Source organism: Aeromonas sp. Y318-3, from assembly GCF_027706185.1.
Lineage (GTDB): Bacteria > Pseudomonadota > Gammaproteobacteria > Enterobacterales > Aeromonadaceae > Aeromonas > Aeromonas veronii.
The window spans coordinates 264,750-277,452 of record NZ_JAPDCN010000001.1 but is presented as its reverse complement, the minus strand read 5'-3'; the positions used below and the strand labels follow the sequence as shown (position 1 = coordinate 277,452).

The following is a 12,703-nucleotide window of genomic DNA, read 5'->3' as shown; positions in this document are numbered from 1 at the left end:
TCGATTAGGCCTTCTGAGCGGCCGCGATTTGGGCTGCAACTTCAGCAGCGAAATCGGTCTCTTGCTTCTCGATGCCTTCGCCCACTTCGAAACGGGTGAAGGAAACAACGTCAGCGCCTTCTTTCTTCAGCAGCTCGGCAACGGTCATGGAAGGATCTTTCACGAACGGTTGACCAGTCAGGGAAACCTCACCGGTGAACTTCTTCATGCGGCCTTCAACCATCTTCTCGGCGATCTCTTTCGGCTTGCCGGAGTTGATGGCGATGTCGATCTGGATTTCGCGCTCTTTGGCAACGACTTCAGCAGACACGTCTTCAGGCTTGACGAATTGCGGGCTGTTGGCAGCAACGTGCATGGCCAGATCTTTGGCCAGCTCGGCAGAACCACCGGTCAGCTTGGTGATAACACCAATGCGGGAACCGTGAACGTAGGTACCCAGGTTGTCACCTTCAACCAGCATCACGCGACGCAGGTTCATGTTCTCACCGATCTTGGCGATCAGGTTGGTGATGGTCAGCTCGACGGATTCGCCGTTACCGAAGTCAGCGGCTTTCAGCGCGTCAACGTCAGCAATTTTCTGGGTCGCAGCGATGTCAGCGATCTTCTGGCCCATTGCCATGAAGCTGGCATCTTTGGCGACGAAGTCGGTTTCGCTGTTCAGCTCGATCATGACGGCAACGTTGCCTTCGGTGCGAGCAAAGATAACGCCTTCAGCGGCGATACGGCCAGCTTTCTTGGCGGCTTTGGCCTGACCGGATTTGCGCATGTTCTCAATTGCCAGCTCGATATCACCAGCAGCTTCTTCCAGTGCTTTTTTGCAATCCATCATGCCAGCGGCAGTGCGCTCGCGCAGTTCTTTTACCAGGGCGGCAGTAACGTTAGCCATGTCCAGTATCCTCGGTCTTGAATTGACAAGAAACAGGGGCCACAAGGGCCCCTGCTAACCAATTACATCAGCTTGGTTAATAAGGGCTTTACAGTCCTTATCAATTACTCAGCTTCAACGAAGCCATCTTGTTCGGCTTGAACAACGATGTCCTGAGCGCGAGCTTCCAGTACGGTGTCAGCAGCAGCATTCAGGTACAGCTGTACGGCACGGATAGCGTCGTCGTTACCCGGGATGACGTAATCAACGCCGTCCGGGTTGGAGTTGGTATCAACGATGGAAACTACCGGGATACCCAGGTTGTTGGCTTCTTTGATAGCGATGTGCTCGTGGTCGGCATCGACAACGAACAGAACGTCAGGCAGGCCGCCCATGTTCTTGATACCACCCAGGCTCTTCTCCAGCTTTTCCATTTCGCGAGTACGCATCAGCGCCTCTTTCTTGGTCAGCTTGTCGAAGGTACCGTCCTGGCTCTGGGTTTCCAGATCTTTCAGGCGCTTGATAGACTGACGAACGGTTTTCCAGTTGGTCAGCATACCGCCCAGCCAGCGGTGGTTTACATAGAACTGGTCGCAACGCTCAGCGGCTTCTTTTACGGCTTCAGACGCGGCACGCTTGGTACCAACGAACAGTACCTTGCCTTTCTTGGCAGCTACGGAGCTGATGAAGTTCATGGCATCGTCAAACATCGGAACGGTTTTTTCCAGGTTGATGATGTGAACTTTGCTGCGGGCACCGAAGATGTAGGATTTCATTTTCGGGTTCCAGTAACGAGTCTGGTGACCGAAGTGAACGCCGGCTTGCAGCATGTCGCGCATAGAAACTTTAGCCATTTTATACCTCTGTATTGGGGTTAGGCCTCCACACATCCCATATAACCGACCCGTTAAGGCACCCCGGCATATGTGTCGATGTGTGTGTGTTGTTTAAGTAAGGGTGATGAAATCGGGACGCAAGTTCCCCATTCCGGCGCGCTTTATATCATAACTTTGTTCAGGACACCACCGGCCGACACCCTAAACAGGTGTAAATATGGATCCCGCCAGAGGATGCTGCGACGCTGATTTGACGTTGTGATGACAATCACACTGGAAGTACGCGGGGGTTGCGGATAAAATTTTGCCCTGATTGCAAACGCATCTATTTTTCATTACCTGTCCTGTCTGCCCTCGCAGGCCCAGCGGCAGGCCGCAAGAGAGATCCCATGTCCATTAAAATCAAGACACCGGAAGAGATTGAAAAGATGCGCGTTGCCGGCCAATTGGCCGCCGATGTGCTGGTCATGATTGCGCCCCATGTCAAAGCTGGCGTCACCACTGACGAACTGAACACCCTCTGCCACGACTATATTGTCGACGTACAACAGGCGGTTCCAGCTCCGCTCAACTACCACGGCTTCCCCAAATCCATCTGCACCTCGGTGAACGATGTGATCTGCCACGGTATCCCGAATCACAAGAAACTGCGCGATGGCGACATCATTAATCTGGATATCACCGTCATCAAGGATGGCTACCACGGCGATACCTCGGCCATGTTCATCGTGGGCGAGACCACCCCGCTGCGCCGCCAGCTCTGTAAAGTTGCGCAAGAGAGCCTCTACGCCGCCATCAAGAAGGTGCGTCCGGGTGCCTGCATCACCGAGATTGGCGCTGTTATTCAGCCCATCGTCGAGAAGGCCGGTTTCTCCGTAGTGCGTGACTACTGCGGCCACGGCATCGGTGCCGAGTTCCACGAAGAGCCACAGATCCTCCACTATCGCAACAGCGGCAAGCTGGAGCTGAAAGCAGGCATGTGCTTCACCATCGAGCCGATGGTCAACAGCAAGAAGTATCACTGCAAGGTCAATCCGAAGGATGGCTGGACCGTGACCACCAAGGATGGCGGCGACTCCGCCCAGTGGGAGCACACCCTGCTTGTGACCGATGATGGCTGCGAGGTGCTCACCCTGCGCCCCGATGACACTATCGACCGCTTCATCAAACACAGCTAACATCGAACCCCGGCCCTGAACTTCCAAAGCGCCGGGGTTTTTACTTCTGTTTCAGCCGTTTGCCTGCCACTGTGTGTGAGATGCCATGGACGCCAGCCTGCTTTCCCCCCATTTGTTACCCGATGACCAGCTCACTCGCGACAACTGCAAAGAGTACCTGAGCCGCTTTCTCGGCTGGCTGCACGCCCGTTTCGATGCCGGTGACAACATCATCGAGCTGGTTGCCACCCGCTCCGAATACATGGATCAGCTGCTCTGCCGGCTGTGGCAGAAGTTCGGCTTCGACAAGAGCGACCTCACCCTCATCGCGGTAGGCGGTTATGGCCGTGGCGAGCTGCACCCCCACTCCGATATCGACCTGCTGATCCTCTATGACGGCGACGAACTGGACGAGGTGCTGGGACTGCGGATCGGCGAGTTCATCACCTTGCTATGGGATCTCAAGCTGGAGGTGGGTCAGGCGGTGCGCAACGTGGCGGAGTGCCTCGAGCAGGGGCGCGCCGATATCACGGTAGCAACCAACCTCATCGAGGCCCGCTACATCACAGGTCGCCAGGAGGGATTCCAGCAACTGAAAGAGGCCACCGGCCCCCAGCACTTCTGGCCAAGCGAAGCCTTCTTTCGCGCCAAGCGCCAGGAGCAGGCTGAACGTCATCAGCAGTTTCTCGGCACCGCCTACAAGCTGGAACCGGATCTCAAGAGCAATCCGGGCGGCCTGCGGGATATTCAAACCCTCGCCTGGGTTGCCCGCCGCCACTTCGGCGCCACTACCTTGTTCGAGATGACCAGCCACGGCTTTCTCAACCGCGCCGAGTATCGTGAACTACTCGACTGCCAGAATTTCCTCTGGAAGGTGCGTTTCGCCCTGCATATGGCGATCAACAAGGGGGATAACCGCCTGCTGTTCGATCGCCAGCGCACCGTGGCCCAGATGCTGGGGTTCGAGGGAGAGGGCAACACTCCGGTCGAGCAGATGATGAAGCGCTTCTACCAGACTGTGCGGCGGGTCTCCGAGCTCAACGAGATGCTGTTGCAGCTGTTTGACGAAGCGATCCTCGGCAACACCGCCATGGATGTGCGCCGCCTCTCCGACGAGTTCCAGCTCCGTGGCCGCCTCATCGATGCGGTGGATGCGGAGCTGTTCAGCCGTGAACCGGCCGCCATCTTGCGCCTCTTCTATCAGATGGCCCAGCATCCCGAGATTGCCGGCATCCACTCGGCCACCCTGCGCCAGCTGCGCGAGGCGCGCCGCAAACTCAACTGCTGGCTGCAGGACTTGCCTGACTGCCGTCGCCTGTTCATGGCGCTGCTGCGCCACCCCAACGGCATCGGCCTACCGCTCACCCTGATGCACAAGTACGGCATTCTGGCGGCCTATCTGCCCCAGTGGAACCTCATCGTCGGCCAGATGCAGTTCGACATGTTCCACGCCTACACGGTGGATGAGCACACCCATCGGCTACTCAAGAACATTCACCAGTTTCCCAATCCGGCCAGTCGCCAGAGCCACCCGCTCTGCCACGAGGTCTTCACCCGGCTGCGCAAACCGGAGCTGCTCAGCATCGCCGCCCTGTTCCACGACATCGCCAAAGGGCGGCGCGGCGATCACTCGGAACTCGGCGCCGTCGATGCGCTGGAGTTCTGCCAGCTGCACGGTCTGGATCGCTACGAGAGTCGGCTGGTCGCCTGGCTGGTGCGCCACCATCTGCTGATGTCGGTCACAGCCCAGCGCCGCGACATCTATGACCCCGACGTTGTCACCGATTTTGCCCAGAAGGTGCGCGACGAACAGCATCTCGACCTGCTCTACTGCCTCACCGTGGCCGATATCTGCGCCACCAACGACACCCTGTGGAACGATTGGAAGGGCACCCTGCTGCGGGAGCTCTACTTCGCGACCCAGAAGGCGCTGCGCCAGGGGCTGGAGAACCCGCCCGACATGCGGCTGCGCATTCGCGAAAACCAGCGTCAGGCCAAGCAACTGCTGGCACAAAGGGATGTATCGGAAGAGGCGATCAACCTGCTCTGGGCCGATTTCAAGGCCGACTACTTCCTGCGTCACAGCCCGGAGCAGATCGCCTGGCACTGCCGCCACATCATCGAGCATGGCGACAATCCGGCTCCGCTGGTGATCATCGGCAAACACCCGACCCGCGGCGGCAGCGAGGTATTTATCTACTGCCGCGACACGCCGAATCTGTTTGCCACCGTGGCCTCGGCGCTGGATCAGAAGAACCTTAACATCCACGACGCCCAGATCATGAACTCGCGCAGCAACTATGTGCTCGATACCTTCGTGGTGCTGGAGCCGAGCGGCGAGCCCATCAGCCCCAACCGCACCGCCACCATCAAGAAAGCGCTGGAGAAGGCGCTGCAGGAGCCGGGCAAGTTGGTGCTGCGCAATAAGCCGTTGTCGCGGCGCCACCGCCAGTTCAGCGTACCGACCCGGGTAGTCTTCCTGCCTCATAAAGGGGAGAGCCGTCACACCCTGATGGAGCTGACTGCCCTCGATACCCCCGGCCTGCTGGCGCGGATCGGTGCCGTTTTCCAGCAGTGCGGACTGTCGCTACACGCCGCCAAAATCGCCACTTTCGGTGAGAGGGTCGAGGACTTTTTCAGCCTGACCAGCCTCGATGGCGAGCCATTGACCGCCGAGCAGCAAAAACAGCTGGAAGAGCGACTGGTACACCAGCTCAATCCCCAGCAATCGGTACTGGATTAAGCGAATAGTGATTCGAAAGAGGCTGATTGTCAGGCGTTTTTTGCCATGCCAAACAACTGGTTGGCGCACACCGGATGAAGAAATGGCCGCTGGCCGGAAGAATTCCGGTCAACCCCTTAAAAACAGTCGGAAAAGTGTGATACAACAAACAGAATTTTTTAAAGGAAACCTGTCATGACCGAGTTGCAACAGATCATTGAAGCGGCCTTCGAGCGCCGCGACACCATTACTCCGGGCTCCGTGGATAGCGCCACCAAGTCCGCCATCCTGCAAGCCATCGACCTGCTGGACTCTGGCAAGGTACGGGTTGCCGAGAAGATCGCCGGTGAGTGGGTTGTCCATCAGTGGTTGAAGAAAGCGGTACTGCTCTACTTCCGCATCAACGACAACGGCATCATCAAGGGCGACGATGCCCAGTACTACGACAAGGTTCCCCTCAAGTTCTCCAACTACACCGCCGAGCAGTTCAAGGAAGCGGGTGTGCGCGTGGTGCCGCCGGCGACCGCCCGCAAAGGCTCTTTTATCGCCCCCAATACCGTGCTGATGCCCTCCTATGTCAACATCGGCGCCTTCGTTGACGAAGGTACCATGGTCGATACCTGGGCTACTGTCGGCTCTTGCGCCCAGATAGGTAAAAACGTCCACCTCTCCGGCGGCGTCGGCATCGGCGGCGTACTGGAACCGCTGCAGGCCAACCCGACCATCATCGAAGACAACTGCTTTATCGGTGCCCGCTCCGAAGTGGTTGAAGGGGTCATCGTCGAGGAAGGTTCCGTCATCTCCATGGGCGTCTTCATCGGCCAGTCCACCCGCATCTATGACCGCGAAACCGGCGAAATCCACTACGGCCGCGTACCGGCTGGCTCCGTGGTCGTCTCCGGCTCCCTGCCCTCCAAGTGCGGCAAGTACAGCCTCTACGCGGCGGTGATCGTCAAGAAGGTCGATGCCAAAACCCGCGCCAAAGTCGGCATCAACGCCCTGCTGCGCTCCATCGACGAGTAATCAGCATTGCCGTGATGAAAAGGGCGCCTTATGGCGCTCTTTTCATTTTGGCGCCCCTGTCACAGGCAAGCCATGAGGCATCGGTTAAGATGGATGGGACAGGATCGTTTCAAACCGAGGAAGCCTGATGTACGAGAATCTGAAGAGCCTGGGGATCCAGGATCCCGCCTCCGTCGACAGCTATACCCTGCGCCAGGAGGCCAACCACGACATCCTCAAGATCTACTTCAAGAAGCAGAAGGGCGAGTTCTTCGCCAAGAGTGTCAAATTCAAGTATCCCCGCCAGCGCAAAACCATGCTGGTCGACTCGGGCACCCATGAGTACAAGGATGTCACCGAGATCAACGCCAACCTCAAGTATGTGGTGGATGAGCTGGACAACCTGACCCAGGGCGTCCATCAGCAGGCCGACCCGGACATCAAGCAGAAGATCTTGCGCGACCTGCGCCATCTGGAAAAAGTGGTACAAAACAAGATCAGCGAAATCGAACGGGATCTGGAGAAACTCTAATCCCCTCGACTCGACAAAAGAGCGCCCAGATGGCGCTCTTTTTATTGGCTGATTACTGGATGACTTTATCTGGCTATAAGGTTGATCTGGTGATGGTGTGCGATAAGGCGAGCGAGGCACAACGCCGACAGAAGGTATCCCGTTACACATCGCATCTTGGGCAACGAGACTCCTGCCGAGATCGATCTACAGCGACTAGCACGCTCCATAGCCACAAATAGCAAGAGGGAGGCTTTCGCCTCCCTCTTCAAGAACTCTGATATTCAGGCAACAGGATTAGTTGCTCTTCATCCAGATGTCCATGTCGGTTTTCAGGTTGTCGGACTTGGTACCGAAGATGGCTTGAACGCCGGAACCAGCCACTACAACACCGGCAGCACCCAGTTTCTTCAGACCAGCCTGGTCAACCTTGGCAACATCTTTCACGCCAACACGCAGACGGGTGATGCAGGCATCCAGAGAAGCGATGTTCTCTTTACCACCGAAGGCGGCAACCAGAGCAGCAGACATCTCGTCTTTGCCTTGGCCAACGGCCTCTTCAGCAGTCTCGTCTTCACGACCCGGGGTTTTCAGGTTCATGGCACGGATAACGAAGCTGAATACGACGTAGTAGATGGCCGCGTAAACCAGACCCAGACCTACCAGCAGCAGCATGTTGTCGGCACGCGGTGATTGCACCACGAAGTCGATGAAGCCGTTGGAGAAGGTGTGACCGTGTACGATACCCAGAGAGTTGGTCAGCACATAAGCTAGGCCAGCCAGTACAGCGTGAATTGCGTACAGAACCGGAGCGATGAACAGGAAGGAGAATTCAATCGGCTCGGTGATACCGGTCAGGAAAGAGGTCAGGGCTGCAGAGGCCATGATACCAACGATCTTGGCACGGTTTTCCGGCTTGGCAGCGTGAGCGATGGCGAACGCAGCAGCAGGCAGACCGAACATTTTGAACAGGTAGCCACCAGCCAGCTGACCGAAACCGTTACCGGCAGCGCGGGAAGCGTCATCAGCAGTCAGGAAGCAGGTCATGATACCGTGAACAGTTTCACCGGCACCGTTGACGCAGGTACCAGCCTGATAGAAGAACGGTACGTTCCAGATGTGGTGCAGACCGAACGGGATCAGGGAACGCTCAACCACGCCGTAGATACCGAAGGCCAGTACCGGGTTCTGGTTGGCAGCCCAGTCAGAGAAGGCACCGATGGCGCCACCGACTGGCGGCCAAATCACGGACAGGATCACACCCAGACCGATGGAGAGGAAACCGGTGATGATGGGTACGGCACGTTTGCCCGCGAAGAAGCCCAGGTACTCTGGCAGCTGGATCTTGTAGAAACGGTTGAACGCCCAGGCAGCGATACCACCGGCCAGGATACCACCCAGCACGCCGGTTTCGATGGTTTCAACACCCATCACAGGTGCCATGACCTTCAGGGTTGCGACCATGATGCCGTAGCCAACGATGGCTGACAAACCGGATACACCGTCGTTATTGGTAAAGCCCAGAGCAACACCCACTGCAAACAGCAGGGCCATCTGGCCAAATACAGAACCACCGGCTTGCTCCATCAATTGGGAGACAATTTCCGGCATCCAGCTGAAGTGGGCAGCACCCACCCCCAGCAGAATACCTGCGACTGGCAAGACTGATACTGGCAGCATCAGCGCCTTACCAACCTTTTGCAGATTAGAGAAAGCATTTTTGAACATTGTGTGCGCTCCTGAATGGATTGTCGTCCCTGAACGATCTATCTGGATGAAATAAGCACTGATTCATTCAGATATCTTCGAGTCGGGCTTGTTTATTTTGACCATCAGAATATAACCCAGCGGGTCATAAATTGCTGCTTTCGAAGGCGGGGGAATATTGAATTTGGAGGGAAGATCACAACTTGTTTAGCAGCTAAAAAACGCATCTAATATAAGTTAATAATCCGCATTATCACTCTATTACAAAGACATATAAATAGCAGTTTCACTTTGTATTTTAATAATGCCATTTACATCAAACGGAAACTCATTGTAACTAAATGTAACGGCGTGATTTTTATTTATTACAGTCTACCGATTAAAAAGGCCTCCAACAAGGGAGGCCTCAACAAATATATCTGACCAGCAAACGGTCGTATTACTCTATTTTTGCGAGCGCTTGACCGCATCAATAAACACGCTTTTTGCTTTGGTTGAACCAGCCCGCTCGGCCTCGTTCACCAGCTTCATCGCCTTGTCGATATCCCCCGCCTTGACCGCTTTTTCGATCTGGCTCTGGTAGAAGGCTTCAGTTTCACTCAACATGGCAGGAGCAGGTTTGGCTGCGACCGCAGCTGTTGCAGTTGTGGTAACGGCTGCGGTAGTCGCTATCGCTGCAACCTGCTGACCCTGGCTCATGGCCACCTTGTCGGCATATTCGGGTTTGAATACCGCTTCAAGGCCACTCCCACGGGCCATATCTTTGACTTTGATCTGCACCAAACCCCAAGGGGAGTGCGGGATCACCGGATCCTTGATATCAGGCTCAACGGTACCATTAGCGCGAGCAAATGCTTTTGATGGATGCAGGATTGTTGTGCTGCCTGAGAGCTTATCCGCGGGCGCATAAACGATCATGTATGTTTCGCTGGCCGGGTTGCCAGGCATGCTGCGGTCAACAAAAACACGTCCTTCGATACGGTCGTTATCGAGCAAGTGAGCAGGTTGATAGCTGAATACTGACTCACCCAGGACCCGAGTCACCTTGAACTCGGCATCCAGCATAATGACCTTGGGCACCATCACGGTTTTACTCACCTGTGATGCCAGGCTGATCGCCAGATTGCCGGTGTTGGTCGGCAGGCGATAAGCAGCAAAGTAACTCATCCCCTCATCAAACTGAAAAGTGGGTTGCTTGCCATCAATGGCCAGCAAGGTCTCACCTTCAGGCAAGGGGGCATAACTGAAATCTTTAAACGCCACACAGCAGCTTGAGGCTTTGGCCAACGCTTGCTTGGCTTGATCTGCATCGCTCAAGATCGAGCCATGTTCTTGCAGAGGAACAACCATGTTTCCGGCACAACCGGTTAATAGCGCAGTGATTACGGCTGCAATAGACATCTTTACCCGTTTCATTTTTCTTATCTCCATAATCCGGTGGCCGTGATCCGGCGAAACAAAACTGCCCCCATAAGGGGGCAGTCACTAACTTAACTTAAACTTTTGCTTACCACCAAGCTTCTGCTTGAACACCAAATTGGTAGGTGTCTTTGGAGGTATTGCCTTCGAAGACTTTCTTGTCTTCATCGTTAGCCAGGTAGGAGGCGAACACACGGATTTCCGGACGGGCCCAGAAACTGGAACCGGCAGACCAGGCTTGTGCCAGAGTCAGCTTGTAACCGGAATCATCTTCGGTAGTACCGTTGGTGGACTTGTTCTTGTCCTTGAAGTAACCGCCTTCAAAGATGGTCTTGTTGAAGTCATCCCACTTGTACATCGGGCGAACAACGGCAGACATGGTTTCATACTTGTCGTTGGTGTCCCACATTTCGTTGCCTACACCGTAGACCAACTGGTGACCCATCTCCCAGGAGTTACCCATCGGGATCACACCCCAGTTGATCAAGCGATAACCATCGGCACCGTCTTTGGCTTCAGCACCGTACCAGGAACCATCGCCATAGAAAGCCATGGTCTTGGAGTAACCTTCGGTACCGTATTGCAGCACGGTTTTGTTGAAACCACCGAGGATGCCTGCGGTCAGCTCAGCAGTCAGCATGACGCCGTCTTTCGGGTCTTTTTTCAGTGCTTTCTGATCGTTGGTCTCATTGACCAGAGCGTAATCCACGCCCAGCTCCAGAGAAGCATCGGTCCACAGCGGGATGCCGGCATAACGCAGATCCAGAGTATTGACGTTCAGGTCTTCGTTCTTGGTGTAAGTAGGCTCTTCGATGTAATTACCGGTCGGATTACCATTGGCATCCAAAACGGGTTTCTTAGTTACACCTGTTTTGGTGTATTGGCCAAACACATCGGCAGCGCTGCGATCGTTGCGTACCCATGCGAAAGAGACTTTACCCGGACCAGCCTGGATGCCTTCGATACCAGCACCAGCACCGGAGATGTTCCAGTAGTAGAAGTCGGAGATGTGGATGTCATGGCGTTGATAGTAACGCTTACCAGCCCACAGGGTTGCTTCAGGAGCAAAGTTCAGCAAGCCTTTGGCTTGTACGTTGAACTGACGCAGAGCGAAGTCAGAATCACCATTGCACTGCTTGGCATCGAAGTTACAAACTGTACCGGTACCTTCCCAGTCGTTTGAACCGTTGGAAGCCATGGCAAACATGGAATCAACATAGAAAGTCTTGCCATCTTTGTTGAATACTTCCTGACCCAGTTGCACTTCACCGTAGGTATCATTTTCGTTACCCAGACGGCCAACTTTATTGACGTTGTATTTAACCATGTCGCCGTCGCCGGAAACACCAACGCCGGAACGGAAGTAACCGTGGAAATCTACGGCAAAGGCGGCTTGGGAAGCCAGGGCGGCAGTAACAGCTGCTGCAATCGGGAGCCACTTCATTTTCATTGTCATATTCCTTATTTCCCGCAGTGAGGAGTGTGATCCTGAATATTCAACTTCTTATCACCATGTAATCCTGTTGGTGATAACCGAGGTTGATTATAGGGAGCGTATTTCACGACAAATATGAAGCGACTCACAAAATGGCGACAAATCGCTCGGCAAACGATCGCCACAACACAAGCAGGTAAAAAAACGACCAAAAAGGCAATACATGACCAACAAGACCACAAAATCAGCAATTAAAACGAATCTGAAAGCGTTACCAGCAATTAATTCGCGACTGAACCAAAGTCATTATTTTACGTTCGAATGACAAAAACATGACTGAGATCGCTTTCAAGATTGAACTTTTATTTGGACGACGGGTCTGCGGTGCGCTTGAAACCATTACGCCGATGGAATGCCAAAAGGGGAAAATATCCCTCCGCCACTATCGACAATAAGAGTGGGAAATATGCTTGCTGAGTGAGATGACATTTGTGCAAATAACAATCCCCTGTCGGTTAAAGATCAGGGGATTGATATGGCTCTTTTTCAGAGAATATTCAGGGCTGAATATCCCACTTTTTCAGCCAGCTGAGTGCCACCTGTTCGGGTTCATCGTGCACGGTAGCATCTAGCTCCAGCGGGGGAATCACTCGCGTGGCGCCCAGCTCTTGCAGCAATCCGTCCAGCCGACGGCCCGCGCCACAAAAATGGTCATAGCTGCTGTCACCCATGGCAATCAGGGCATACCGCAGCCCCTTGAGCCAGGGCGCCTTGTCAGCCAGCTCGCTGGCAAAGGGCTGCAGATTGGGAGGAATGTCCCCCTGTCCTGTAGTGGCACTGATCAGCAATAAAAAACGGCCGGGGTCAATGTCCGCCAGCCGTGCTTCTTCGTGCAGGGTACAGTGATGCCCCTTGCGTTCCAGCTCATCTGCCAAGGTCTCGGCCACCAGCATGGCTGCGCCGTAGACAGTTCCTACCACGATATCGATCTGCGCCATTCTCCTCTCCCTGCTTGAGTCACTCTTTTAGCAACTCTATCAGCAAGCTGG

At 54.9% G+C, this 12,703-nt stretch carries 10 protein-coding genes; 4 read left to right on the top strand and 6 right to left on the bottom strand.

Annotated features, from left to right (window positions below; genetic code table 11):
* Window positions 1-4 precede the first annotated feature (4 nt).
* Both tsf and rpsB read right to left on the bottom strand, forming a co-directional pair.
* The gene (gene tsf, locus OKB77_RS01395) at window positions 5-886 is read right to left on the bottom strand and encodes a translation elongation factor Ts (RefSeq protein ID WP_005338578.1); all 882 of its coding nucleotides are present in this window, start codon (window positions 884-886) and stop codon (window positions 5-7) included.
* Between the two features lie 104 nt (window positions 887-990).
* Complete coding sequence (gene rpsB, locus OKB77_RS01390) at window positions 991-1,719, bottom strand: 30S ribosomal protein S2 (RefSeq protein ID WP_005303470.1); 729 nt, start codon at window positions 1,717-1,719, stop codon at window positions 991-993.
* Between the two features lie 371 nt (window positions 1,720-2,090).
* Between rpsB and map the strand changes: the two genes are divergently transcribed.
* The 4 genes from map to OKB77_RS01370 all read left to right on the top strand — a co-directional run bounded on the left by map (window position 2,091) and on the right by OKB77_RS01370 (window position 7,114).
* A complete protein-coding gene (gene map, locus OKB77_RS01385) occupies window positions 2,091-2,879 on the top strand; it encodes a type I methionyl aminopeptidase (RefSeq protein WP_021229216.1) in 789 nt (262 codons plus the stop codon).
* 85 nt (window positions 2,880-2,964) lie between these two features.
* Window positions 2,965-5,601 carry a bifunctional uridylyltransferase/uridylyl-removing protein GlnD gene (gene glnD / locus OKB77_RS01380; protein WP_064338549.1) on the top strand — a complete coding sequence of 879 codons (2,637 nt, stop codon included), beginning with the start codon at window positions 2,965-2,967 and terminating at the stop codon, window positions 5,599-5,601.
* 174 nt (window positions 5,602-5,775) lie between these two features.
* Entirely contained in the window at window positions 5,776-6,603 is an 828-nt protein-coding gene (gene dapD, locus OKB77_RS01375) for a 2,3,4,5-tetrahydropyridine-2,6-dicarboxylate N-succinyltransferase (RefSeq protein ID WP_064338550.1), read from the top strand.
* 127 nt (window positions 6,604-6,730) lie between these two features.
* On the top strand, window positions 6,731-7,114 hold the full coding sequence (locus tag OKB77_RS01370; RefSeq protein WP_005338583.1) for a DUF3461 family protein: 384 nt from the start codon (window positions 6,731-6,733) through the stop codon (window positions 7,112-7,114).
* 276 nt (window positions 7,115-7,390) lie between these two features.
* Here the strand turns inward: OKB77_RS01370 and ptsG are convergent, their stop codons facing one another.
* From ptsG to OKB77_RS01350, 4 genes are all read right to left on the bottom strand, one after another.
* Window positions 7,391-8,821 carry a PTS glucose transporter subunit IIBC gene (gene ptsG, locus OKB77_RS01365; protein ID WP_005338586.1) on the bottom strand — a complete coding sequence of 477 codons (1,431 nt, stop codon included), beginning with the start codon at window positions 8,819-8,821 and terminating at the stop codon, window positions 7,391-7,393.
* Between the two features lie 423 nt (window positions 8,822-9,244).
* On the bottom strand, window positions 9,245-10,216 hold the full coding sequence (locus OKB77_RS01360) for a MalM family protein (protein ID WP_005358661.1): 972 nt from the start codon (window positions 10,214-10,216) through the stop codon (window positions 9,245-9,247).
* A 91-nt stretch (window positions 10,217-10,307) separates the two neighbouring features.
* Complete coding sequence (locus OKB77_RS01355) at window positions 10,308-11,669, bottom strand: maltoporin (protein WP_309507623.1); 1,362 nt, start codon at window positions 11,667-11,669, stop codon at window positions 10,308-10,310.
* Window positions 11,670-12,211: 542 nt separating this feature from the next.
* Window positions 12,212-12,652, bottom strand: coding sequence for a flavodoxin (locus tag OKB77_RS01350; protein WP_265775705.1), 441 nt, complete (start codon window positions 12,650-12,652; stop codon window positions 12,212-12,214).
* Window positions 12,653-12,703 lie beyond the last annotated feature (51 nt).